Source organism: Lysobacter sp. K5869, from assembly GCF_018847975.1.
Classification (GTDB): domain Bacteria; phylum Pseudomonadota; class Gammaproteobacteria; order Xanthomonadales; family Xanthomonadaceae; genus Lysobacter.
On the sequence record NZ_CP072597.1, the window covers coordinates 4,484,104 to 4,508,888 of the forward strand.

The following is a 24,785-nucleotide window of genomic DNA, read 5'->3' on the forward strand; positions in this document are numbered from 1 at the left end:
GGCGAACCCGCGCCGCCTTTACAACTTGCTGGCGACGATCTGGCTGGCCAGATTCGCGATCGCCGGCTCCATCAGATCGGTCAGCGGCTTGGGCCACACGCCCAGGATCAGCACGCCGGCCGCGAACACGCCCAGCACCAGCGCTTCGCGCGGGTTGATGTCTTCCATCTCCGCCACGTGCGCGTTGCCGACTTCGCCCCAGATCACGCGCTTGACCAGCCACAGGGTGTAGCCCGCGCCGACGATCAGGGTGGTGGCCGCGCCGACCGCGATCAGCGGGTGCTGCTGGAACGAGGCCAGGATGACCATGAACTCGCCGACGAAGCCCGAGGTGCCCGGCAGGCCCGAGTTGGCCATCGCGAACAGCACCACGAACGCGGCGAACCAGGGCATCACGTTGGCGACGCCGCCGTAGTCTTTGATCATGCGGCTGTGCATGCGGTCGTAGAGCACGCCGACGCAGGTGAACATCGCGCCCGACACGAAGCCGTGGCTGATCATCTGCACCATCGCGCCCTGCAGGCCCAGGCGCGCGGCGTCGGCGCCGTGGGCGTCGCCGCTGTGGACCAGACCGAAGGCGATGAAGGTGCCCAGGGTGACGAAGCCCATGTGCGAGACCGACGAGTACGCGATCAGCTTCTTCATGTCCTCCTGGACCAGCGCGACCAGGCCGACGTAGATCACCGCGATCAGGCTCAGCGCGATCACCAGCCAGGCCCACTCGTGGCCGGCGTCCGGCACGATCGGCAGGACGAAGCGCAAGAAGCCGTAACCGCCGATCTTCAGCATGATCGCGGCCAGGATCACCGAACCGGCGGTCGGCGCTTCCACGTGCGCGTCCGGCAACCAGGTGTGCACCGGGAACATCGGCACTTTCACCGCGAAGGCGATCAGGAAGCCGAAGAAGATCCACATCTGCTCGACCGCGCTGAGCTGCACGCCGTACATGTCGGCGATCTGCCAGCTGCCGCCCTTCAGGTACAGGTAGATCAGCCCGACCAGCATGAACACCGAGCCGAGGAAGGTGTACAGGAAGAACTTCACCGAGGCGTAGACGCGGCGCGGGCCGCCCCACACGCCGATGATGATGAACATCGGGATCAGCATGCCCTCGAAGAACACGTAGAACAGCATCGCGTCGAGGGCGGAGAACACGCCGACCATCAGGCCTTCGAGGATCAGGAACGCGGCGTAGTACTGGCTGACGCGCTTGTCGATCGAGGTCCAGGCGCTGATCAGCACCAGCATCGAGGTCAGCGTGGTCAGCGCGATCAGCGCCGCCGAGATGCCGTCGACGCCGAGGTGGTAGCGGATGTCGAAGCTCGTAATCCAGGCCTTTTCCTCGACCAGCTGCATGCCCGCCCCGGAGAAATCGCCGTGGGTGAACATGAGCAGGCTCAGGCCGAGCGTGGCGATGGCCACGATCAGAGCGAACCAGCGCGCCGAGTTGGCGCGTTGGCCGAAAGCCAGGGTGGCGAAGCCGCCGAAGATGGGCAGCCAGATCAGGAGGCTAAGCAAGGGCACGGGGATCACGTCGGGTGTCCTTGTCGTTTAGTGCCAGAACTTGATGACGACGGCGAGCAGAGCGATCAGGCCGACAATCATCGCGAAGGCGTAGTGGTAGAGATAGCCGGACTGGACGTGGCGGGCCAGGTTGGCGACGAAGCCGACCACGCCGGCGCTGCCGTTGACCACCGCGCCGTCGATCAGCTTGGTGTCGACCGCGCGCGAGGCCTTGCCGAGCTTCACGCCGCCGCCGGCGAAGCCGTCGATCCAGAGGTTGTCCATGCCGTACTTGTTTTCCAGGATGCGGATCGGCAGCGCGAACAGCTTGGCCGCCTTGGCCGGAAGTTCCGGCTTCCACAGGTACATGACCGTGGCCAGGGCGAAGCCGGCGAAGGCCAGCCAGAACGCCGGGGCCATGAAGCCGTGCAGCGCGAACGCGATCGGGCCGTGCCAGGCTTCGGCAGCCATTTCCGCGACGGTGTCGCGTTCGGGCAGCAGGTCGATCGCGCCGAGGAAGTACGGCAGCTGCTTGACGTGGCCGGACCAGTCGGTGCCGAACAGCATCGGGCCGGCGGTGAAGAAGCCGATCAGCACCGACGGGATCGCCAGCAGCATCAGCGGCACGGTCACCACCCACGGCGACTCGTGCGGCTCGTGCGCGCCGTGGTGGCCGTGGTCGTCGTGGGCGTGGTCGTCGTGCTTCTTGCCGTGATCGTCGTGGGCGTGCGCCGCGTGATCGTCGTGGCCATGATCGTCGTGGCCGTGCGCGTCGCGGAAGCGCTCCTTGCCGTGGAAGGTCATGTAGAGCAGGCGGAAGCTGTAGAACGAGGTCACGAACGCGCCCAGCAGCACCGCCCAGTAGGCGTACTGCGACACCCAGGTCGCGTGCTCGCCGTGAGCGACGTGCGCGGCCGCCTCGATGATCGTGTCCTTCGAGTAGAAACCGGCGAAGAACGGCGTGCCGACCAGGGCCAGCGTGCCGAGCAGGCTGGTCCAGTAGGTGATCGGCATGTACTTGCGCAGGCCGCCCATCTTGCGCATGTCCTGCTCGTGGTGCATGCCGATGATGACCGAGCCGGCCGCGAGGAACAGCAGCGCCTTGAAGAAGGCGTGGGTCATCAGGTGGTACACCGCCGCCGAGTACGCCGACACGCCGAGCGCGACGGTCATGTAGCCCAGCTGCGACAGGGTCGAGTACGCGACCACGCGCTTGATGTCGTTCTGCACGATGCCGATCAGGCCGGTCCAGAACGCGGTGGTGGCGCCGATGAACAGCACGAAGTTGAGCGCGGTCTGCGACAGCTCGAACAGCGGCGACATGCGCGCGACCATGAAGATGCCGGCGGTCACCATCGTCGCGGCGTGGATCAGCGCCGAGATCGGGGTCGGGCCTTCCATCGAGTCCGGCAGCCACACGTGCAGCGGCACCTGCGCCGACTTGCCCATGGCGCCGATGAACAGACAGATGCAGATCACCGTCGGCAGCGACCACACGATCGGGTCGGCGCCGCCCCACACGGTGAGGGTGCGCTCGGCCAGGGTCGGCGCGTTGGCGAACACGGTGCCGTAATCCAGCGAGCCAGTCGCCCACAGCACCGCGCAGATGCCGAGCAGGAAGCCGAAGTCGCCGACGCGGTTGACCAGGAACGCCTTCATGTTGGCGAACACCGCGGTCGGCTTCTTGAACCAGAAGCCGATCAGCAGGTACGACACCAGACCCACCGCTTCCCAGCCGAAGAACAGCTGCAGGAAGTTGTTGCTCATGACCAGCATGAGCATGGAGAAGGTGAACAGCGAGATGTAGCTGAAGAAGCGCTGGTAGCCCGGGTCCTCGGCCATGTAGCCGATGGTGTAGACGTGGACCAGCAGCGAGACGAAGGTGACGACCACCATCATCATCGCGGTCAGCTTGTCGATCATGAAGCCGACGTGGGCCTCATAGCCGCCGATCTGGAACCAGGTGTAGACGTTCTCGTTGAACGGCGCGGCGCCCTGCCCGACCAGCTGCCACAGCACGTACATCGACATCGCGCAGCTCGCGGCGACGCCGAGGATGGTGACGGTGTGCGAACCGGCGCGCCCGATCTTGCGCCCGAACAAGCCGGCCAGGACCGCGCCGAGCAGCGGCGCGAGCACGATGGCGAGCAGGATTGACTTGGAGATTGCGGATTCCATGCCGGATCAGCCCTTCATCGTGTCGATTTCGGCGACGTTGATCGTGCGCCGGTTGCGGAACAGCGTGACCAGGATGGCCAGGCCGATGGCGGCCTCGGCCGCGGCCACGGTCAGGATGAAGAACACGAACACCTGACCGGCCGGATCGGCCAGCTGGCGCGAGAACGCGACGAAGTTGATGTTGACCGCGAGCAGCATCAGCTCGATCGACATCAACAGCACGATCACGTTCTTGCGGTTGAGGAAGATGCCGGCGACGCTGATGCAGAACAGCACCGCGCCCAGGGCGAGGAAGTGGCCGAGGGCGAGGCCCGACCCGAAGAATTCGCTCACGGCTTGGCCTCCTGCGCCGCGTCGGCCGGCGCCGGTGCGGCGGCGGGCTTGACGGCGTCCATCTTGATGATGCGGATGCGATCGGCGGCGCGGACGCGGGCCTGTTCGCTGGGATTCTGGTGCTTGGCGCCCGGGCGGCGGCGCAGGGTCAGCATGACCGCGGCGATCACCGCCACCGTCAGGATCACCGCGGCGATCTCGAACGGCAGCAGGAAGTCGGTGAACAGCGCGGTGGCCAGCCACTTGGTGTTGGAGCCGCCGGCCGCGTCGGCGGTCAGCGGCGCGGCGAGCGCGGCCTTGACGCCGATCAGGGTCAGCATCTCCACCAGCATCACCACCGCGACCAGCAGGCCGACCGGCAGGTAACGCACGTAGCCCTCGCGCAGCGGGGCGACGTCGATGTCGAGCATCATCACCACGAACAGGAACAACACCATCACCGCGCCGACGTAGACCAGGATCAGGGCCACGCCGAGGAACTCGGCGCCGGCGATGATCCACACGCAGGCCACCGAGAAGAACGTCAGCACCAGGCTGAGCGCGGCATGGACCGGGTTCTTGACGCTGATCACGGCCACGGCCGAAAGCGTGGCCAAGGCGGCGAAGACGAAGAAGGCGATCTGAGCGAGATCCATGGCGTGTACTCAGCGGAAGGCGGCGTCGGCGGCGCGGCGCTCGGCGATCTCGGTTTCGAGACGGTCGCCGATCGCCAACAGCTGCGGCTTGGTGACGATGTTCTGTCCGCGCTGGTCGAAGTGGTACTCGTGGATGTGGGTTTCCACGATCGAGTCGACCGGGCAGGATTCTTCGCAGAACCCGCAGAAGATGCACTTGAACAGGTCGATGTCGTAGCGCGTGGTGCGGCGGGTGCCGTCGGCGCGCTTCTCCGAATCGATGGTGATCGCCAGCGCCGGGCACACCGCCTCGCACAGCTTGCAGGCGATGCAGCGCTCTTCCCCGTTGGGATAGCGGCGCAGCGCGTGCACGCCGCGGAAGCGCGGCGACTGCGGCGTCTTCTCCATCGGGTACATCAGCGTGTACTTGGGCTTGAACAGGTACTTGAGCGTCAGCCCGAGGCCCTGCGCGAGCTCGATGAGGAGCAGGCTCTTGAAATAGGAAACGATGCGATTCATGAGTTGCTCCGCCTCACTGTCCCGGCAGGAAGACGCCGTAATACGACATCAACGCGACCACGACGATCCAGGCGATGGTCAGAGGGATGAACACCTTCCAGCCCAGACGCATGATCTGGTCGTAGCGATAGCGCGGGAAGGAGGCGCGGAACCAGATGAAGCAGCTGGCGAAGAAGAACACCTTCGCGAGCAGCCACCACCAGCCGTCGACCGACAGGAACGGAATGCCCAGGCCCTGGAACGGGCTCAGCCAGCCGCCGAGGAAGAAGATCGAGGTCAGGAAGCTGATCAGGATCATGTTCGCGTATTCGGCGAGGAAGAACAGCGCGAACGCCGAACCCGAATACTCGACCATGTGGCCGGCGACGATTTCCGACTCGCCCTCGACCACGTCGAACGGCGCGCGGTTGGTCTCGGCCACGCCGGAAATGAAATACACCACGAACAGCGGCAGCATCGGCAGCGCGAACCACTCCAGCGCGCCGGCGTTGCCCGACTGGGCCATGACGATGTCGGTGAGGTTGAGGCTGCCGGCGCCGACCATCACGCCGACCATGGCGAAGCCCATCGCGATTTCGTACGACACGACCTGCGCGGCGGCGCGCATCGCGCCGAGGAAGGCATACTTCGAGTTCGACGCCCAACCGGCGAGGATGATGCCGTACACGCCCAGCGAGGTCATCGCCAGCAGGTACAGCAGGCCGGCGTTGGCGTTGGACAGCACCAGCTTGGCATCGAACGGCACCACCGCCCAGGCCGCGAACGCCGGCGCCAGGGTCAGCAGCGGCGCGAGCTTGTACAGGAAGGACTCGGCCTTGGCCGGCTGGATCACTTCCTTGAACAGCAGTTTGAACACGTCGGCGAAGGCCTGCAGGATGCCCATGCCGACGTACATCGGCCCGTGGCGCACGTGCATCCAGCCGATCAGCTTGCGCTCCCAGACCACGTAGAAGGCCACGGTGATGATCACCGGCATGGCGATCAGCAGGATCTTGAGCACGATCCACAACACCGCGCCGACCATGCCCAGCGACAGGAAGAAGTTGTGCAGGGGATCGACCACCTGGGTCATGAACATTCCGTCCGTCATGGCTTAAGCCCTCCCCGCCTGGACGCGGCCCGCGCCCAGCGGCGCGGTGGCGCCGTGGCCGCTTTCGATCCACACCGTGCCCGGCGCGACCTTGGCGCTGATCGCGACCGGCAGGGTCGCGGTGCCGGCGCCGGCGCCGAACTTGCCGACCGCGCCGTCGCTGAAGCCCAGCGCTGCGGCGTCGGCGGGATTGAGCACGGCGCGCGGCTCGAGGTTGAGCGGATGCGACTGCAGCGCGGGCGCGCGGCGCACGGTGGCGTCGCTGCGGTAGATCGCGGTGGAGACCGCGAGCTCCAGCCCCTCGCCCGCCACGTTCGGCGCGCGGCCAGCGGCCGGCGTCACCGCGCGCGGCGCGATGCTCGCGCGCAGGCCGGCGAAGTCGGTGAACTCGAAGCCCTTCGCGCCCAGCTCGCCGCCGAGCGCGCGCAGCACGCGCCAGCCGGCGCGGGCCGAACCCGGCAGCTTGCCGCCGGCGATGGCCTGCTGGTCGCGGCCGTCGAGGTTGGTCAGGGTCGCGTCGATTTCCGGCAGCAGCGCGATCGGCAGGATCACGTCGGCCACGGCTTTGGTCGAACGGCAGGCGTAATGGCTGAACGCCACCACCTGGGCCGCGCCGAGCGCGCGCAGCGCGCTTTCGGTGCTGGCGAAATCCAGGCCCGGCTCGATGCCGTAGATGACGTAGGCGCCGCGCGCTTCGTCGAGCATCGAACGCGCGTCGCGCGCGGTCGGCAGCACGCCGTGGCGGGCCAGACCGACCGCGTTGGCGCCCTGCGGGATGCGGCACAGCTTGGCGCCGGTGGCTTCGGCGAACGCCTTGGCCGCGGCGCGGATCGCGGCCGCGTACGGGCCGTTCTCGGCCACGCCGCCAAGGATCAGGGCGACGTGGTTGCCGGCCTTGGCGATCTCGCGCAGCGCTTCGTCGCCGAGCGCGGCGGCGAGCTGCGACGGCGCGACGATGCGCTTGCTGGTCAGGTCGAAGGTGAAATCGAAGTCGACCGGATTCACCGCGTGCACCTTGGCGCCGCGGTTGTAGGCCTTGCGCACGCGCTGCTGCACCAGCGGCAGTTCATGACGCAAGTTGCTGCCGACGATCACGACCACGTCGGCCTGATCGATCTCGGCGACCGGCATGGTGAAGGTTTCGGCCACCGCGGCGTCGGACAGGTCGTGCTGGGAAATGCGGTGATCGAGGTTGCCGGTGCCCAGGGCCTCGGCCAGACGCGCCAGCAGCGCGCCCTCTTCGTTCGAGGTCGCCGGGTGCGTGAGCACGCCGAGGTTGTCGCCGCCGTTGTCGCGCAGGATCTTGGCGGCGCGGCTCAGCGCCTCTTCCCAGGACGCTTCGCGCCACTCGCCGCCATCCTTCACCAGCGGACGCTGGGCGCGGTCTTCCGCGTACAGGCCCTGGTGCGAATAACGGTCGCGGTCCGACAGCCAGCACTCGTTGACCGCTTCGTTGTCGCGCGGCACGGTGCGCAGCACGTCGCCGCGGCGCACGTGCAGGAACAGGTTGCTGCCCAGCGCGTCGTGGTAGCCCAGCGATTCGCGCGCGGTCAGTTCCCACGGACGCGCCTTGAACTGGAACACTTTATTGGTCAGCGCGCCGACCGGGCACACGTCGATGACGTTGCCCGACAGCTCGGTGGTCAGCGGCTTGCCGTCGAAGGTGCCGATCTGCAGGTTCTCGCCGCGGTACATGCCGCCGAGCTCGTAGGTGCCGGCGATCTCCGCGGTGAAGCGCACGCAGCGCGTGCACTGGATGCAGCGGGTCATCTCGGTGGCGACCAGCGGACCGATGTCCTCGTCCGGCACCACGCGCTTGCGTTCGGCGTAACGGCTGACCGAACGGCCGTAACCCATCGATACGTCCTGCAGCTCGCACTCGCCGCCCTGATCGCAGATCGGGCAATCCAGCGGGTGGTTGGCGAGCAGGAACTCCATCACGTTGCGCTGCGACTTGAGCGCGCGCTCGTTGCGGGTGAACACCTTCAGGCCGTCCATCACCGGCGTGGCGCAGGCCGGCGACGGCTTCGGCGCGGCGCGGCCGCCGACCTCGGTGTCGACCAGGCACATGCGGCAGTTGGCGGCGATCGCCAGCTTGTCGTGGTAGCAAAAACGCGGGATCGGAATGCCGGCCTTGTCGGCGGCATGGATGATCATCGAGTTCTTCGGCGCGGCCAGCTCGACGCCGTCGATGAAGACGGTGACGTGGTCGGGCGGCAGATTCGGATTCACGGGCTGCGCGCTCATGCGGCCACCTTCTTCTCAACCACGGTGCCAGCGCGCTGGTCGTCGACCAGGAAACGCTTGTTGACGATCGCGTACTCGAACTCGTCCCAGAAGTGGTGCAGGAAGCCCTGCACCGGCCACGCGGCGGCTTCGCCGAACGCGCAGATGGTGTGGCCTTCGATCTGGCCGGCGGCGGCGCGCAGCATCTGCAGGTCTTCCAGCGTCGCCTGCTGTTCGGCGATGCGGGTCAGCATGCGGTACATCCAGCCGGTGCCTTCGCGGCACGGCGTGCACTGGCCGCAGCTTTCCTTGAAATAGAACCGGGCGATGCGCTGGCAGGCGCGGACCATGCAGGTGGTCTCGTCCATCACGATGACCGCGCCCGAGCCGAGGCCGGAGCCGGCCTTCTGCAGCGAGTCGTAGTCCATCGTGCATTCCATGATCGTCGCCGCCGGCAGCACCTTCATCGAGGAACCGCCGGGGATCACGGCCTTGAGCTTGCGGCCTTCGCGCATGCCGCCGGCGAGGCGCAGCAGTTCGGAGAACGGCGTGCCCAGACGGATCTCGAAGTTGCCCGGGTTGGCGACGTGGCCGGACACCGAGAAGATCTTCGGGCCGCCGTTGTTCGGCTTGCCCAAGCCGGCGAACCATTCGGCGCCGTTGCGCAGGATCGCCGGCACCGAGGCGTAGGTCTCGGTGTTGTTGATCGTGGTCGGCTTGCCGAACAGGCCGAAGTTGGCCGGGAACGGCGGCTTGAAGCGCGGCTGGCCCTTCTTGCCTTCCAGCGATTCCATCAGCGCGGTCTCTTCGCCGCAGATGTAGGCGCCGGCGCCGAGCGCGCCGTAGATGTCGATGTCCACGCCGCTGCCGAGCACGTTCTTGCCCAGCCAGCCGTGTTCGTAGGCTTCCTTCAGCGCCTGCTCGAAATGCTCGAACGGCTCGTGATGGAACTCGCCGCGCAGGTAGTTGTAGGCCACGGTCGAACCGGTGGCGTAGCAGGCGATCGCCATGCCCTCCACCACCGAGTGCGGGTTGAAGCGCAGGATGTCGCGGTCCTTGGCCGTGCCCGGCTCGGATTCGTCCGAGTTGCACAGGATGTACTTCTGGGTGCCGCTGCCCTTGGGCATGAAGCTCCACTTCAGGCCGGTCGGGAAGCCCGCGCCGCCGCGGCCGCGCAGGCCCGAGGCCTTGACCGCGTCGATGATCTGCGCGGGGTCGGTCTTCTCGCTGAGGATCTTGCGCAACGCGCTGTAACCGCCGGTCTTGAGATAGTTCTCGTACGACCAGGGGGTTTCGTAATGCAGCGTCGTGTAGACGACCTGATGCTCCTGCGGAGCCGGGCCGACCGGGCCGTAGCCCTTGGAATAATCGTGGTGACCGTGCGCCATCTCGCCCGACCTCACTTCAGACCGTCGAGCAGCTCGTCGACTTTCGCCGTGTCGAGCTTCTCGTGGTAATGACCGTTGACGACGACCACCGGCGCGCCGCAGCACGCGGCCAGGCACTCTTCCTCGCGCTTGAGGAAGACCCGGCCGTCGGCGGTGGATTCGCCGAGCTTGCAGCCCAGCTTCTTCTCGGCGTGCGCGACCAAATCTTGCGCGCCGTTGAGCCAGCAGCTGATGTTGGTGCAGAAGGCGACGTTGTTGCGGCCGACCTTCTCGGTCTCGAACATCGAGTAGAAGCTCGCCACCTCGTACGCCCACACCGGCGGCAGGCTCAAGTACTTGGCCACCGCGGCGATCAGCTCGTCGGTCAGCCAACCGCCGTTCTGCTCCTGCGCCGCGTGCAAGCCCTGCAGCACCGCCGAACGCTTGCGCTCCGGCGGGAACTTGGTCAGCCAGTGGTCGATGTGCGCGCGCGTCGCATCCGACAACGCCACCATCGGATCCACGTGCTGTGCGGCCTCGAAATTGCCTGTCGCCTTCATTTCTTCTTTCCTCTGCGACCGCGCGCCCCCGGCGCCCGGTCTGGGACAAACCCTTAGTGCGGCAAGATCAGCGATCGATCTCGCCGAACACGATGTCGTAGGTGCCGATCATCGCCACCACGTCGGCCAGCATGTGGCCCTTGACGACCTCGTCCATCGACGAGAGGTGGGCGAAGCCCGGCGCGCGCAGCTTCACGCGGAACGGCTTGTTGGCGCCGTCGGAGACCAGATAGCAGCCGAATTCGCCCTTCGGGGCTTCCACGGCGCAGTAGGTCTCGCCGGCCGGCACGCAATAGCCTTCCGAGAACAGCTTGAAGTGGTGGATCAGCGCTTCCATGTCGTCCTTCATCTCCTCGCGCTTGGGCGGGGCGACCTTGAAGTTGTCGACGATCACGGGGCCGGGGTTGGCGCGCAGCCACTTCACGCACTGCTTGACGATGCGGGTGGATTCGCGCATTTCGGCGACGCGGACCAGGTAGCGGTCGTAGCAGTCGCCGTTGACGCCGACGGGGATGTCGAAATCGACTTCCGCGTACTTGGCGTAGGGCTGCTTCTTGCGCAGGTCCCAGGCGATGCCGGAGCCGCGGATCATCGGGCCGGTCATGCCCCAGGCCAGGGCCTGTTCGGGCGAGACCACGCCGATGCCGACGGTGCGCTGCTTCCAGATGCGGTTTTCGGTCAGCAGCGTCTCGTACTCGTCGACGCGCTTGGGGAAGTCGTCGGCGAACGCGTCGAGGTAGTCGAGCATCGAGCCTTCGCGCCACTCGTTGAAGCGCTTGAGGCCGGCGCCCTTCTTCCAGGGCGATTCCTTGTACTTCGGCATCCGGTCCGGCAGGTCGCGGTAGACGCCGCCGGGACGGTAGTAGGCCGCGTGCATGCGCGCGCCGGAGACCGCCTCGTAGCAGTCCATCAGCTCTTCGCGCTCGCGGAAGGCGTACAGGAACACCGCCATCGCGCCCAGGTCGAGCGCGTTGGAACCGACCCACATCAGGTGGTTCAGGATGCGGGTGATTTCGTCGAACATCGTGCGGATGTACTGCGCGCGCACCGGCGCCTCGATCCCCAGCAGGGTTTCGATCGCGCGCACGTACGCGTGCTCGTTGCACATCATCGACACGTAATCCAGGCGATCCATGTAGCCGATCGACTGGTTGAACGGCTTGGACTCGGCGAGCTTCTCGGTGCCGCGGTGAAGCAGGCCGATGTGCGGATCGGCGCGCTGCACGACTTCGCCGTCCATCTCCAGGATCAGGCGCAGCACGCCGTGCGCGGCCGGATGCTGGGGACCGAAGTTGAAGGTGTAGTTGCGGATCTCGGCGTTGTTGAGGCCGGAGGTGTTGAGGTTCACCAAGGGCATGTCGCTGGCGGGGTTGCTCATGTCACTTCACCTCGCGCTGCGAGAGTTCGCCCTGCGCGGTCTGGTAGCGCGCATCCTCGCGGATCACGCGCGGCACGCCGACGCGCGGCTCGATCGAGACCGGCTCGTACACCACGCGGCGCTTGTCGGCGTCGTAACGCACTTCGACGTTGCCGATCAGCGGGAAATCCTTGCGGAACGGATGGCCGACGAAACCGTAGTCGGTGAGGATGCGGCGCAGGTCCGGATGGCCCTCGAACACGATGCCGTACAGATCGAAGGCTTCGCGCTCGAACCAGTTCACGCCCGGGTGCACCGAGGTCAGCGAATCGACCACCGGCAGATCGTCGTTCGGCGCGAACGTCTTCAGCCGCACGCGCGCGTTGTGCTGGTACGACAGCAGATGCGCGACCGCGGCGAAGCGGCGCGCCGGCTTGGCGTCCTCGGCGCCGTTGGGTTCTTCGCCCCAACGGAAACGGCCGGCGCTCTTGCCTTCCACGCCGCGCGAGAAGCCTTCCGAGGAGACGTCGGTGTCCCACTCGTCGCTGCCGTAGGTGAGGTAATCGACGCCGCTGACGTCCACGCACTGCTCGAAGCCGAGTTCGTCGCGCAGGATGCGCGCTGCCTCGAGCCACTGGTCGTGGGCGACCTCCAAAGTAATTTCGCCGCGCGGTTGCGCGACGACGATGGCGGCTTGCGGGAAACGCGCGTCCAGGCGCTGGGCGAGATCGGACGGGCTCATTCGCGCACACCCTGCTTGGCGTCGCCGAAGTTGGTGCCGCGGCGGATCTTGCGCTGCAGCTGCAGGATGCCGTAGACCAGCGCTTCGGCGGTCGGCGGGCAGCCCGGGACGTAGACGTCGACCGGCACCACGCGGTCGCAACCGCGCACCACCGAGTAGGAATAGTGGTAGTAGCCGCCGCCGTTGGCGCAGCTGCCCATCGAGATGACCCACTTCGGGTCCGGCATCTGGTCGTAGACCTTGCGCAGCGCCGGGGCCATCTTGTTGACCAGGGTGCCGGCGACGATCATCACGTCGGACTGGCGCGGCGAGGGGCGGAACACCACGCCGTAGCGGTCCAGGTCCAGGCGCGCGGCGCCGGCGTGCATCATCTCGACCGCGCAGCAGGCCAGACCGAAGGTCATCGGCCACATCGAGCCGGTGCGCGCCCAGTTCCACAGCGTGTCGAGGTTGGTGGTGACGAAGCCCTGCTGCAACAGCGGGTTCTCGCCCTCGGGGCGCAGGATGTCGTCCAGGCGGCCTTCCGGCAACGGGTTGTGCATCAACCCGGACACGGTTTGGATCACTCCCATTCGAGCGCTCCCTTCTTCCAGACGTAAACGAAGCCGAGCAGGAGCATGCTGGCGAAAATGCCCATCTCGATCAGGCCGACCACGCCGAGATCTCGGAACACGGTGGCCCAGGGCACGATGAAGATGATTTCCAGATCGAAGATGATGAACTGGATGGCGATGAGGTAGTAGCGCACGTCGAATTGCATGCGCGCGTCTTCGAAGGCCTCGAAGCCGCATTCGTACGGAGACAGTTTCTCCGCGGTCGGGCGCTTGGGCCCGAGCACATTGCCTACCACCAACAGGGCGACGCCGATACCGCTGGCGACGATCAGGAACAACAGAGTCGGCAGGTATTCGGCCAGCACGCGGTGTTCTCTCGGCTACTTGTTCGGCTACATGGACGCGAAGTTCGCGTTCCTTGGCTTGGCGCCGCGGCGCCCAGTCGTTCGGACGCGCGGAGCGGCCCGCCGTGCGTGCCGCACCTGCGTACCGTGGTGCGAATTGCTGAAACAGCTTGCTATTTCGGCATCGGTTGGATGTGGTGCCCAAAGGGGGACTCGAACCCCCACGACCTAAGTCGCTACCACCTCAAGGTAGTGCGTCTACCAATTCCGCCATCTGGGCACTGCCAACCTACTGTCGCCATCCTGGCCGAGCGTTGCGGGGAACCCGCTCCGCTTAGGTCATCGCTGACCTGCCCTGCCGTCCGGGCGGGGCTGAAACTCTATTTTAACCTGTTTATTCAGCCGCCGTTAGCCGGCTGTTTTGCCGGGGCTGCCGGCTGCATCGTCGCCGGCGGCTGCGCCGGCTTTTCGGCGGCCGGAGCCGGCGCCGCGCCGGCGGGCGCGTTGCCGGCCGGAGCCGAAGCCGGGGCGGCCGGAGCCGTCGTCGCCGGAGCCTGCGGCACGCCGCTGGCCGGAGCTTGCGGAACCGCGGCCGGGGTAGCGGCCGGAGCCGGCGCCGGCTGTTCCTTGACCTGGCCCATCAGGCCCAGATCCGGCTTGCCCGCCTGCACCGGAGCGGTGCGGCTGGCCTGCCAAGCCATGAACAGGCTGATCGTGAAGAACGCGACCGCCAGCCACTTGGTCGACTTGGACAGGAAGTTCGACGAACCGCGGGCGCCGAACACGGTCGCCGAGGCGCCGCCGCCGAAGCCCGAGCCGGCCTGCGCACCCGCGCCGCGCTGCATCAGGATCAGGGCGATCATCGCGATCGCGATCAACACATAGATGACGTTGAGGAACAACAGCATCGTTCGGATTCTTCGCTCAGTGACAGCTCGTTACGACCGTCGGCGGGCGGCGGAGTTCGCCGCTCGTCGCGATCAGGGCGCCGCCGCGGCAGCGATGGCGTTGAAGTCGGCCGCGACCAGAGAGGCGCCGCCGACCAGTCCGCCATCGACGTCGGGCTGGGAAAACAGCGCGGCGGCGTTGTCGGCTTTCACGCTTCCGCCGTAAAGGATCGGAAGCGAGCCAGCGATTCTAGCATCGTGCGAAGCGATTTCGCTACGGATGAATGCGTGAACTTCCTGCGCCTGCTCCGGAGAGGCGGTCCGGCCGGTGCCGATGGCCCACACCGGCTCGTAGGCGACGATGGCGCCGTCGAGCGCCGCGACGCCCAGCAGTTCCAGCACCGGGGTGAGCTGTTCCTGCAGGCGCCACTGGGTCTTGCCGTCTTCGCGCTCTTCCAGGGTCTCGCCGACGCACAGGATCGGCACCAATCCGGCGTCGCGGGCGGCCGCGAATTTGCGCGCGACCAGCTCGCTGGTTTCGCGGTGGTACTGGCGGCGCTCGGAATGGCCGACCAGCCCGTAGACCGCGCCGACTTCCTTGAGCATCTGCGCCGAGACTTCGCCGGTGTAGGCGCCCTTGACGTTGCTGCTGACGTCCTGCGCGCCGAAGGCCAGGCCGCGTTCGCCGTAGTGTTCGACCAGCTCGCCCAGGTACGGCAGCGGCGGCAGGATCACCCGCTCCACGCCGGCCGGCGGGGTCTGCGCGGCGACTTCGTCGAGCAAAGCGAAAGCGAATTCGCGGGTGCCGTGCAGCTTCCAGTTTCCGGCGACGATTCTGCGGCGCATGGCCTCTCCCTTGGTACGTGGACGGGGCGCAGTCTAACGGCTGCAGGAGATAGCGGATAGGAGTTAGGAAATAGCCGAGTACGCCCACACCTAAGCTATCTCCTATCTCCTATCCGCTACCTCCCAGCTCCATGACCCTGCACAGCTTCCCGCCGCTCGAAGCCCCCGACGCCCGCGTGCTGGTGCTCGGCAGCATGCCCGGCGCGGCGTCGCTCGCCGCCGGGCGCTACTACGCGCATCCGCAGAACCGGTTCTGGCCGATCATGGGCGCGCTGGTCGGGGCCGGGCCGGACCTCGACTATCCGGCGCGGGTGGCGGCGCTGGGCGCGGCCGGGATCGCGCTGTGGGACGTGCTGGCGCAATGCGAGCGCGAGGGCAGCCTGGATTCGGCGATCCGCGACGACACCGCGGTGGCCAACGATCTGGCCGGCCTGCTGGCGCGCCATCCGCGCATCGGCACGCTGTTGTTCAACGGCGCCAAGGCCGAGCAGAGCTTTCGCCGCTTCGTCGCGCCGGGCTTGGCGCGGCCGGAGTTGCGGCTGGTGCGGTTGCCGTCGACCAGCCCGGCCAATGCCTCGCAGCGCGCGGAGATGAAGCTGGAGGCGTGGCGGGAGGCGTTGCGCGCGGCGGGGGCGCGGGTGCGCTAGGGCTGACAAGGGGGCGTCGCGATCTGACGCCGCGCGGTCGCGGCTCGCGCCGCTCCTACAGGCAGATCGCGCAGCGGCCGAAGCCCCTGTAGGAGCGGCGCGAGCCGCGACCACGACAAAACAACCACGACGAAACCTCAGCTCCCGCAAATCGCCCCGCCCCGGCGCCAAGCGCCCTGCGAAAACCGCCGATCCCCGGCCCTCCCGCACCCCGCGCACGTTGCACCCGCGCAACACTTTCTCTCCGCCCCGCCCCGCGCCTTCCGCCCGAAACCCTTGCCGCGCCTGCCCCGCGCCCGTCCCAGGCCACTCTGCGACGACACCGCCGCCGCACCTGTCCACCGCCCCGGCCTGTCCTGCCCGCCCCGACCCCGGCGTTTCCTGGGGTGGCCGCCCGTCCTGGGCGTCCGCCACCGACGAACGCCGCCCGGCCCCACCGCGGCGCGCAACGGGTCCGGCGCGCCTGCACGCGCCGCCCCAGCGTTCGCCGGTGCCGTCCGCGCCGCACGGATCGAGGCGCGCGGCGGCGCAACGCCGACGATCCACCCGTCGCCCATGGAGCGATATCTCAAGGAGCTTGGACATGAAGTCGCATCGCAACGCCCCGCAGCACCTCCCCCGCCGCCTCGCCGCCCTCGCCGGCCTGGCCCTGCTGTCGCTGGCCGGCGCCGCCAGCGCCGGCGAAACCGTGATCCACACCGCCCACGGCGACGTCGCCGCGCTCGACGCGCCCAAGCCCGGCAGCGTCGCCGCGGCCAAGGCCGCGCACGCCGCGCCGTTCGCCACCGCGCGCCAGCGCGCGGCGGCCCAGCCGCTGGTGTGGGAAACCCGCGGCGAGCCGTCCGCCGCCGCGCTCAAGGCGATCGACGCGCCGACCGGCCCGGCCGGCAGCGTCGCCGGCGGCGCCGCGCCGGCGTTCAACAACTACCTCGCCCGCCAGCACTTCCCGCAGGTGTGGAACAAGCTCGACGCGCTGGACGCGCGCCAGGGCGCCGCGCCGGCGTCGGCGCTGAGCGGCGAGAAGGACGGCGCGCATTACGCCTACACCCGCTTCCCCGGCAACTACTACACCACCCAGTGGAAGACAGCGCCGTGGAACAAGATCGGCAAGCTGTACTTCAACACGCCCGGCGGCGGCAGCTCGTACTGCACCGCGCAGGTCTCCAGCAACACCAACGTGCTGACCACCGCCGCGCACTGCGTCTACACCTTCGGTTCGGGCTGGAACTCGAACTTCGTGTTCGTGCCGGCCGAGCGCTACGGCGAGGCGCCGTACGGCCGCTTCGGCTGGAGCACCGCGCGGGTGCCGACCAACTGGATCAGCCAAGGCACCCGGCGCTGGGACGTGGCGGTGATCAAGCTCGCCGGCGAACAGACCACCGGCATGCCGGTGATCAACTACGTCGGCTGGCTCGGCCGCGCCTGGAACCAGCCGTATTCGCTGTACACCCAGTCGCACGGCTACGCCAGCAACCTGAGCACGCAGTACACCAACGTCTGCGCCGGCCAGACCTACGACTCGCCGAGCGAAGGCACCAACGTCCTCGTGCAAGGCTGCGACATGACCTACGGCGCCAGCGGCGGCGCGTGGCTGATCAACTCCTCGAGCGACCCCCAGGTCAACAGCGTCGTCAGCGGCCCGCACATCGGTGCGTTCGGCACGGCGTGGGTCGGCGCGCGGTTCAACGACGATAATATTGTGGCGTTGTGCACGGCGATCGGGTGTTGAGTCGAAGCGGGGTTAGGGGTTAGGGAACTGTGGGTCGGTCCCTGCTTCCTGCCATTCGCTGGAGCTCCTCGTTTCGAACGAGCAAAGAAAAAGCCGGCGCAAGCCGGCTTTTTCTTTGGCGGGGAATCGGAATCCGAGCTCAGGGTCGTCGCCATCGACCGGAAAGACACGGAACCATCGAACACCCGCGCCCCACAGTTCCCTAACCCCGCTTCTCCGTTCCCGCTTTCGCTTCATCCCGCCTTTGCCTTACTTCAACTTGATCTCGCGCAAGCGCTCTTCCAAATAGCCCTGCGCCGTGATCGGCTCGGGATAGCGCTTCGGATTCTCGGCGGTGATCGTCGAAGGCAGCACGTCGATCAGGAAATCCGGATTCGGGTGCAGGAAGAACGGAGTCGAGTAGCGCGGCTGGCGCGCCTGTTCGCCCGGCGGGTTGACCACGCGGTGGGTCGTCGACGGATACACGTGGTTGGTCAGGCGCTGCAGCATGTCGCCGATGTTGACCACGATGGTGTCGGCGTCGGCGGTGAACGGCACCCACTCGCCCTGGCGCGACTTCACTTCCAGGCCGGCGGCGCTGGCGCCGACCAGCAAGGTGATCAGGTTGATGTCCTCGTGCGCGCCGGCGCGCACGTTCGGGATGTCGTCGGCGGTGATCGGCGGGTAGTGGATCGGGCGCAGGATCGAGTTGCCGAAGTCGGTCTTGTCGGCGAAGTAGTTCTCCGGCAGGCCGATGTGCAGGGCCAGCGCGCTGAGCACGCGCGAGCCGAGGTCGTCGAGCGTGGTGTAGAGGCCGTAGGCGACTTCCTTGAACTCGGCGATTTCGCTCGGCCACAGGTTGGCCGGCATGTCCGCGGCGTACTTGGAGTCGCGCGCGATCTCGCGGCCGACGTGCCAGAACTCCTTCAGATCGAAATGCTTGGAGTCCTTGGCGGTCTCCACGCCGAACGGGGTGTAGCCGCGCGCGCCGCCGCCGCCGGGCACGTGGTACTGGCGCTTGGTGGCTTCGGGCAGGGCGAAGAAGCGCTTGAACACGTCGTAGGCGCGGTCGATCTGCGCGTCGCTGATGCCGTGGCCGCGGATGCCCGCGAAGCCCCATTCGCGGTAGGCCGCGCCGAGTTCGGCGACGAAGGCCTCGCGGTCGGTGTCGAAGCGGCGAATGTCGAGGGTGGGAATCTGACTCACTGTGCGTTCCTGTCTGGTCTGATGTCTTCCGGGTAAGCCGCTATCTTCGCTCAAAGCCGGCCCGGACGCGCGACCGGCGCCCCGCCGCGACCGCGCGGGCACGCTCGCCGGCCTCGCCCGGCACAGCCGCCGGCGGCGCCGGCTGAACGGCCGCCCGCGCCGTTCACCCGCCCTGGCGGCCGCCCGCCGTCCGGCGGTGTTGCACGGCTTTGTTACACGTTAAAGTCGCCGCCCGACCCGGCCCCGATCCCCAGGCCGCCCTCCCCGAGCGCCGTACCGAATGGACGTTCCCGCCGCAGGCTCCGCCTTCCAGACGCGTCGCGCCCTGGCCTGGCTGACCGGCTTCACCCTGACCAACGCCGCCGCCGCGATCCTCATCGCCGCGCTCAACATCCCCTTCGCCCATCTGGCCGAGCATTGGAAGGCGGCGCTGTTCCTGACCCTGGCCCTGCCCGGCCACTTCGTGTTCTTCGGCGCCCTGCTCGGCCTGCTGCCGCTGCTGCTGGGCCGGCTGACCCGGCGCTACAGCGTGCTGACCGTGTCCGCGGTGATCCTGCAGGCGGCGTGGATCTGTCTGGTCGCCACCGACGCCAAGGTGTTCGCGCTGTACCGCTTCCACCTCAACGCGATGGTCGCCAACATGGTGTTCGGCGGCGCGATGCAGGACCAAGTGGTGCTGTCGGGCTCGGTGTGGGCGCTGATCGCGCTCGCGGTGACGCTGGTGCTGGCGCTGGAAATCGCCGCGGCGTGGCTGTGGTGGCGCGCGCTGCGCCGCCGCCCCGGCCTGACCGGCATCGTGCGCGCGTGGTGGCTGGCCGCGGCGGTGATGCTGTTCGGCCAGTTGATGGTCGCCTACTACGATGCGCGCGGCGACCGGGTGATCCTGTCGCAGCTGCCGTACATCCCGTGGGCGCAGCCGATCACGCTGAAGGATTCGCTGCGCCGCTTCGGCGTGGAGAGCGACCCGAACGCGCGCATGCCCAGCGCCGGCGAAGGCCTGCTGCGCTATCCGCGCAAGCCGCTGGACTGCGAGACCGCGCCCAAGCTCAACGTGGTGGTGATCGTGCTCGAATCGCTGCGCCACGACGCGCTCGACCCGCGCATCATGCCCAACACCTGGAAGCTGGCGCAGCGCTCGCAGTGGTACGACGACCACTACAGCACCGGCAACGCCACCCGCTTCGGCCTGTTCGGCCTGCTCTACGGCCTGCCCGGCGGCTATTGGCATCCGATGCTGGCCGAGCAGCGCGGCTCGGCCTTCATCGGCCAGATGAAGAAAGACGGCTACGCCATGCATCTGTACGGCAGCGCGCCGCTGTACAACCCCGAGTTCGACCGCACCGTGTTCTCGGAAGTGCGCGACCGTTTGGTCAACGGCCCGCGCGAGCGCAAGAGCGCCGAGCGCGACATGGCGATCCTGCGCGATTTGCAGCGCGACATCGCCGCGACCGCGCCGCAGCAGCGGTTCTTCGGCTTCGTGTTCCTGGATTCGACCCACCAGCCCTACTACATGCCCAAGGGCTACCCGCCGCTGTTCACGCCGATGGCCGAATCGATCAACCCGATCGACTTCAGCCCCAGCCACGACCCGGTGCCGGACTTCAACCGCTACCGCACCGCCGCGCACTACGCCGATTCGCTGATCGGCCCGTTCGTCGACGCGCTGGAATCCGGGCCGTTCGCGCAGGACACCGTGGTGGTGATCACCGGCGATCACGGCGAGGAGTTCAACGACCTCAAGCAGAACTATTGGGGCCACAACGGCAACTTCTCCGAGTATCAGCTGCGCACCCCGTTCGTGCTGTATTGGCCGGGCAAGGCCGCGCAGAAGATCGGCCACGTCACCTCGCACGAAGATCTGGTGCCGACGCTGATGACCCACGCGCTGGGCTGCCGCAACGACAGCGCCGACTACAGCACCGGCCGCGACCTGTTCGGCCCGGGCCAGCCGAACCGGCCGCTACTGGTGGAAAGCTGGTCGCAACGCGGCATCCGCCACGGCGACAAGATCTACCTGTTCGACAACTACGGCGCGGCGACCGTGGTCGACGATCGCTACCGGCCGTTGCCGGACGCGAAGGTCGATCCGGCGGCGGTGAGCCAGTCGTGGGAGATGTTGACGCGGTTCCAGCAGCGCTGAGGCGCACGCTTCGTAAGCCATGGCCGCTCCGTGTAGGAGCGGCGCGAGCCGCGACCGCGACAACGAAACGACGGCGCAAGCCCGATGCGGTGCGCGATCTCGTTCGAAGCGGTGGCTCGCTTCGTCGGACTTCGACGACGCGCCGGCGATCGATTGGCGCGGTCGCGGCTTGCGCCGCTCCTACACACGGCAGCCGACCGACGGAAACGACGAAGGCCGCTCGCGCGGCCTTCGTCTTTCGCTCAGAGCGCGAGGCGAGGCTTACATCGCCGCCTTCACCGCCGCCGACAAAGCGTCGAGCGTGTTCTGCATCAGCGCCGCGTCGTCGGCTTCGACCGTCACCCGCACGACCGGCTCGGTGCCCGAGGGACGCAGGAACGCGCGGCCGCGGCCGGCGACCGCGGCTTCGGCCAACTTCAGCGCTTCCTTGACCGAGGCGGCTTCGGTGGGCTTGGTCTGACCCTCGAAGCGCACGTTGACGGTCTTCTGCGGCACCCGCTGCAAGCCGGCCAGCGCTTCGCGCAGCGACAGCTTGCGCCGCGCCAGCACTTCCAGCACCTGCAGCGCGCTGACGATGCCGTCGCCGGTGCTGGTGCGGTCCAGGCACAGCAAGTGGCCGGAGGCTTCGCCGCCGAGCACGCCGCCGTGGGCCATCAATTGCTGGTGCACGTAGCGGTCGCCGACCTTGGCGCGGATGAAGCCGATGCCGCGCTGTTCCAGCGCGCGCTCCAGGCCGTAGTTGGTCATCAGCGTGCCGACCACCGGGCCGTGCAGGCGGCCGGTCTCTTGCCAGTCGGTGGCGAGGATGTAGAGCAGATCGTCGCCGTCGCAGATGCGGCCTTCGTGATCGACGAACATCACCCGGTCGCCGTCGCCGTCGAAGGCGATGCCGAGGTCCGCGCCGCTGGCGCGCACTTTCTCGACCAGGGTCTGCGGGTGGGTCGAGCCGACGCCGTCGTTGATGTTCAAACCGCTCGGGTCCACGCCGATGGCGTCGACGCGCGCGCCGAGCTCGCGCAGCACCAGCGGGCCGACCTGATAGGTGGCGCCGTTGGCGCAGTCCAGCGCGATGCGCAAGCCGCTGAGGTCGAAGCCGCGCGAGACCGAGCCCTTGCACGCTTCCAGATAACGGCCGATGGCGTCGCGGGTGCGCACCGCGCGGCCCAGGCGCTCGGAGTCGACCGTGCGGAACGGCTGCTCCAGCGCGGCCTCGATCGCCAGTTCGGTGTCGTCGTCGAGCTTTTCGCCGTCGGCGGAAAAGAACTTGATGCCGTTGTCGTAATGCGGGTTGTGCGAGGCGGAGATGACGATGCCGCCGTCGGCGCGCAGCGAGCGGGTCAGGTGCGCGACCGCGGGGGTCGGCATCGGGCCCATCAGTTGCACGTCCACGCCGGCGGCGACCAGGCCGGCCTCGAGCGCGGCCTCGAACATGTAGTTCGAGATGCGGGTGTCCTTGCCGATGATGACCATCGGGTTGCGCCAGTCGCGGCGCTGCAGCGCGTGGCCGTAGGCGTTGCCCAGGCGCAGGACGAAGTCGGCCGAAATGGCGCCCTCGCCGACGCGGCCGCGGATGCCGTCGGTGCCGAAGTATTTGCGGGTCATAGGGATAAGTCGGGAACGGGGAATGAGGGGAACGGGGAATGAAAACGGGGAATGGCGAGCGCGCGGCGAACGGGCGCGATCGGCGCGTCGTCGGGGGAATGCCGCGGCACGAGTGTGCCGCAAGGCGGCCGCGGTTCGGCGGCGCGCGGCTGAACGAAGGCGCGTAGCGCTTCGCGGAGCACAGTTTGAAGCAGGGATTGGGGAATGAAGGGATCAGGGAATGGCGAGGGCGCCGGCGTGGCGGCGCATCGCAATGGGTGCGGTTTGGCCGCAGCGCGTTCGCTCAGCGAAAGCGCGAAGGCGAACGCGCGGGAAATCGAAAGAAAAGAGCGCATGAGCCCGATGCCGTATCGCACCCGCCGCCCTCGCGCTCTCTCCATTCCCTGCTCCCCTAATTCCCTGTTCCCTGCCCTAACCTCACGCCGCTTCGACGTCGTCTTCCGGCTGCGGCTGCTTGGTCAGCAGCGCCAGCAGATGCGAAATGCGCTCGCGCATTTCGCGGCGGTCGCAGATCTGGTCGACGGTGCCGTGTTCGAGCAGGAATTCGCTGCGCTGGAAACCTTCGGGCAGCTTCTCGCGCACGGTCTGCTCGATCACGCGCGGGCCGGCGAAGCCGATCAGCGCGCCGGGTTCGGCGAGGTTGAGGTCGCCGAGCATCGCGAACGAGGCGGTGGTGCCGCCGAAGGTCGGATGGGTCATGACCGAAACGAACGGCAGGCCGGCGTCGCGCATGCGGCCGAGCGCGGCGGAGGCCTTGGCCATCTGCATCAGCGAGAACAGGCTTTCCTGCATGCGCATGCCGCCGCTGGCGGCGAAGCAGACCATCGGCACGCCTTCGGCCAGGGCGCGCTCGGCGCCGCGGGCGAAGCGCTCGCCGCTGACCGAGCCCATCGAGCCGCCCATGAAGGCGAAGTCCATCGCGCAGGCCACCAGCGGGCGCTGCTTGAGCGCGCCGACCATCGCGATCAGCGAGTCGCGCTCGCCGGTGGATTTCTGCGCGGCCTTGAAGCGTTCGGAGTACTTCTTCTGATCCTTGAACTTGAGCACGTCGACCGGGCTCAGCTCGGCGGCGATCTCCTGCCCGCTGCCCGCGTCGAGGAAGGCGTTCAGGCGCGCGCGGGCGCGGATCGGCATGTGGAAACTGCACTTCGGGCAGACCTCGAGGTTTTCCTCGAGCTCGGGCCGGTAGAGCACGGCGCCGCAGCGTTCGCACTTCTCCCACAGACCCTCCGGGACGCTGCGGCGCTTGGCGGCGCCGGTCTCGGTGCGGATGCCGGACGGCATGAGTTTCTTGAGCCACGACATGCGTTGGAATCTTCCTGTTTTGACCGACGGCGTGTGTCGACCGTCGACGTTCTGGCTGACGAAGGACGGCTCGGCGGCGTCGCGGATGCGCCGCGCCGGTGCCGTCCCGATGGAGCAGTCTAGCGCAGCGGGCCGGGCGTCCCGGCCGCCGCTGTTCAGGCGCGCGCGCTCAGGCGGCGTCGAGGGCGCCGCGCAGGGGCGCGAGGAATTCGCGCGCGGTGCGCGCCGCGGCGTCGGGCGAGCCGGCCTCGGCCAGGGCCGCAACCAGGGCGCTGCCGACCACGATGCCCTCGGCCTCGCTCGCCATCGCCGCCGCGCTGGCGGCGTCCTTGATGCCGAAACCGGCCACGACCGGCACCTTGGCGCGCTGGCGGATCCGGTGCAGGCGGTCGTTGGCGGCGTCGGCGTCGAGACGGTCGGCGCCGGTCACGCCGGCGAAGCTGACGTAGTAGAGGTAACCCTGGGCGCCGTCGCACAGCAGCGCCAGGCGCGCGTCGGTGGTGGTCGGCGAGGCCAGCAGGATCAGCGCCAACCCGGTTTCGGCGAAGGCCGCGCGCAGTTCGTCGGCTTCTTCCGGCGGCAGATCGACCAGCAACACGCCGTCGACGCCGGCCGCGACCGCGTCGCGGGCGAAGCGCTGGGCGCCGCGGATTTCGATCGGATTGAGGTAGCCCATCAGCACCACCGGCGTGGTCGCGTCGCTCTGGCGGAACTGCGCCACCGCCTGCAGCACCCAGCCCAGCCCGGCGCCGCGCGCGATCGCGCGCTCGGAGCTGCGCTGGATGGTCGGGCCGTCGGCCATCGGATCGGAGAACGGCACCCCGAGCTCGAGCACGTCGGCGCCGGCCTCGACCAGCGCGTGCATCGCCGGCACGGTCGCTTCCAGCGAGGGATCGCCGGCGGTCAGGAACGGGATCAGCGCTTTGCGGCCGGCGGCTTGCAGGTGGTGGAACTTGGCGTCGATTCGGTTCATGGGGCCAGGAGGGGCTAGGAGTTAGCGGATAGGAGTTAGGAGTTAGCGAAAGCAAGAGCGCTGTACGGAGCCACGGAGCCGCGA

22 protein-coding genes and 1 tRNA gene are annotated in these 24,785 nt (G+C 68.0%); 3 read left to right on the plus strand and 20 right to left on the minus strand.

Going from position 1 to position 24,785, the window contains the following annotated elements; all coding sequences use genetic code 11:
• Nucleotides 1-18 precede the first annotated feature (18 nt).
• The 16 genes from J5226_RS18730 to tpiA form a co-directional block, all read right to left on the minus strand.
• Entirely contained in the window at nt 19-1,533 is a 1,515-nt protein-coding gene (locus J5226_RS18730; protein ID WP_215836013.1) for an NADH-quinone oxidoreductase subunit M, read from the minus strand.
• An 18-nt stretch (nt 1,534-1,551) separates the two neighbouring features.
• Complete coding sequence (gene nuoL / locus J5226_RS18735; protein WP_215836014.1) at nt 1,552-3,681, minus strand: NADH-quinone oxidoreductase subunit L; 2,130 nt, start codon at nt 3,679-3,681, stop codon at nt 1,552-1,554.
• A 6-nt stretch (nt 3,682-3,687) separates the two neighbouring features.
• Complete coding sequence (gene nuoK / locus J5226_RS18740) at nt 3,688-4,014, minus strand: NADH-quinone oxidoreductase subunit NuoK (RefSeq protein WP_123647868.1); 327 nt, start codon at nt 4,012-4,014, stop codon at nt 3,688-3,690.
• Complete coding sequence (locus J5226_RS18745; RefSeq protein ID WP_215836015.1) at nt 4,011-4,649, minus strand: NADH-quinone oxidoreductase subunit J; 639 nt, start codon at nt 4,647-4,649, stop codon at nt 4,011-4,013. The genes nuoK and J5226_RS18745 overlap by 4 nt, the downstream gene beginning before the upstream one ends.
• 9 nt (nt 4,650-4,658) lie before the next feature.
• The gene (gene nuoI / locus J5226_RS18750) at nt 4,659-5,147 is read right to left on the minus strand and encodes an NADH-quinone oxidoreductase subunit NuoI (RefSeq protein WP_057947332.1); all 489 of its coding nucleotides are present in this window, start codon (nt 5,145-5,147) and stop codon (nt 4,659-4,661) included.
• Nucleotides 5,148-5,160: 13 nt separating this feature from the next.
• Complete coding sequence (gene nuoH / locus J5226_RS18755; protein WP_255323129.1) at nt 5,161-6,225, minus strand: NADH-quinone oxidoreductase subunit NuoH; 1,065 nt, start codon at nt 6,223-6,225, stop codon at nt 5,161-5,163.
• Nucleotides 6,226-6,240: 15 nt separating this feature from the next.
• The gene (nuoG, locus tag J5226_RS18760; RefSeq protein WP_215836016.1) at nt 6,241-8,484 is read right to left on the minus strand and encodes an NADH-quinone oxidoreductase subunit NuoG; all 2,244 of its coding nucleotides are present in this window, start codon (nt 8,482-8,484) and stop codon (nt 6,241-6,243) included.
• Complete coding sequence (gene nuoF, locus J5226_RS18765; protein ID WP_215836017.1) at nt 8,481-9,851, minus strand: NADH-quinone oxidoreductase subunit NuoF; 1,371 nt, start codon at nt 9,849-9,851, stop codon at nt 8,481-8,483. The genes nuoG and nuoF overlap by 4 nt, the downstream gene beginning before the upstream one ends.
• Nucleotides 9,852-9,862: 11 nt before the next feature.
• Complete coding sequence (gene nuoE / locus J5226_RS18770) at nt 9,863-10,390, minus strand: NADH-quinone oxidoreductase subunit NuoE (RefSeq protein WP_215836018.1); 528 nt, start codon at nt 10,388-10,390, stop codon at nt 9,863-9,865.
• Between the two features lie 67 nt (nt 10,391-10,457).
• Nucleotides 10,458-11,747 (minus strand): NADH-quinone oxidoreductase subunit D, encoded by a 1,290-nt coding sequence (locus J5226_RS18775; RefSeq protein ID WP_215840497.1) that lies wholly within the window; start codon nt 11,745-11,747, stop codon nt 10,458-10,460.
• Nucleotides 11,748-11,769: 22 nt separating this feature from the next.
• Nucleotides 11,770-12,489 carry an NADH-quinone oxidoreductase subunit C gene (locus tag J5226_RS18780; protein ID WP_215836019.1) on the minus strand — a complete coding sequence of 240 codons (720 nt, stop codon included), beginning with the start codon at nt 12,487-12,489 and terminating at the stop codon, nt 11,770-11,772.
• Nucleotides 12,486-13,061 (minus strand): NADH-quinone oxidoreductase subunit B, encoded by a 576-nt coding sequence (locus J5226_RS18785; protein ID WP_096378843.1) that lies wholly within the window; start codon nt 13,059-13,061, stop codon nt 12,486-12,488. Before J5226_RS18785 ends, J5226_RS18780 begins: the two co-directional genes overlap by 4 nt.
• On the minus strand, nt 13,052-13,408 hold the full coding sequence (locus J5226_RS18790; RefSeq protein WP_057947326.1) for an NADH-quinone oxidoreductase subunit A: 357 nt from the start codon (nt 13,406-13,408) through the stop codon (nt 13,052-13,054). Before J5226_RS18790 ends, J5226_RS18785 begins: the two co-directional genes overlap by 10 nt.
• Nucleotides 13,409-13,582: 174 nt before the next feature.
• A tRNA-Leu gene (locus J5226_RS18795) sits at nt 13,583-13,667 on the minus strand.
• A 118-nt stretch (nt 13,668-13,785) separates the two neighbouring features.
• Nucleotides 13,786-14,295 carry a preprotein translocase subunit SecG gene (gene secG, locus J5226_RS18800; protein ID WP_215836020.1) on the minus strand — a complete coding sequence of 170 codons (510 nt, stop codon included), beginning with the start codon at nt 14,293-14,295 and terminating at the stop codon, nt 13,786-13,788.
• A gap of 72 nt (nt 14,296-14,367) precedes the next feature.
• Complete coding sequence (gene tpiA / locus J5226_RS18805; RefSeq protein ID WP_215836021.1) at nt 14,368-15,120, minus strand: triose-phosphate isomerase; 753 nt, start codon at nt 15,118-15,120, stop codon at nt 14,368-14,370.
• A gap of 131 nt (nt 15,121-15,251) precedes the next feature.
• Here tpiA and J5226_RS18810 point away from each other — a divergent pair, with 131 nt between their 5' ends.
• Together J5226_RS18810 and J5226_RS18815 are read left to right on the plus strand one after the other, a co-directional pair.
• A complete protein-coding gene (locus J5226_RS18810) occupies nt 15,252-15,767 on the plus strand; it encodes a DNA-deoxyinosine glycosylase (protein ID WP_215836022.1) in 516 nt (171 codons plus the stop codon).
• A 583-nt stretch (nt 15,768-16,350) separates the two neighbouring features.
• Nucleotides 16,351-17,496 carry a hypothetical protein gene (locus J5226_RS18815; RefSeq protein ID WP_215836023.1) on the plus strand — a complete coding sequence of 382 codons (1,146 nt, stop codon included), beginning with the start codon at nt 16,351-16,353 and terminating at the stop codon, nt 17,494-17,496.
• A gap of 249 nt (nt 17,497-17,745) precedes the next feature.
• Here the strand turns inward: J5226_RS18815 and J5226_RS18820 are convergent, their stop codons facing one another.
• A complete protein-coding gene (locus J5226_RS18820) occupies nt 17,746-18,681 on the minus strand; it encodes a 2-oxoglutarate and iron-dependent oxygenase domain-containing protein (RefSeq protein WP_215836024.1) in 936 nt (311 codons plus the stop codon).
• Nucleotides 18,682-18,961: 280 nt separating this feature from the next.
• Here J5226_RS18820 and J5226_RS18825 point away from each other — a divergent pair, with 280 nt between their 5' ends.
• Nucleotides 18,962-20,821: a sulfatase-like hydrolase/transferase gene (locus J5226_RS18825; RefSeq protein WP_215836025.1), complete on the plus strand. Its 1,860-nt coding sequence runs from the start codon at nt 18,962-18,964 to the stop codon at nt 20,819-20,821.
• Between the two features lie 261 nt (nt 20,822-21,082).
• On the opposite strand, the gene glmM is transcribed toward J5226_RS18825, so the two are convergent.
• The 3 genes from glmM to trpA all read right to left on the minus strand — a co-directional run bounded on the left by glmM (nt 21,083) and on the right by trpA (nt 24,701).
• A complete protein-coding gene (gene glmM, locus J5226_RS18830; RefSeq protein ID WP_215836026.1) occupies nt 21,083-22,423 on the minus strand; it encodes a phosphoglucosamine mutase in 1,341 nt (446 codons plus the stop codon).
• A 417-nt stretch (nt 22,424-22,840) separates the two neighbouring features.
• Nucleotides 22,841-23,728: an acetyl-CoA carboxylase, carboxyltransferase subunit beta gene (gene accD, locus J5226_RS18835; protein ID WP_215836027.1), complete on the minus strand. Its 888-nt coding sequence runs from the start codon at nt 23,726-23,728 to the stop codon at nt 22,841-22,843.
• 169 nt (nt 23,729-23,897) lie between these two features.
• Nucleotides 23,898-24,701, minus strand: coding sequence for a tryptophan synthase subunit alpha (gene trpA / locus J5226_RS18840; RefSeq protein ID WP_215836028.1), 804 nt, complete (start codon nt 24,699-24,701; stop codon nt 23,898-23,900).
• Nucleotides 24,702-24,785 lie beyond the last annotated feature (84 nt).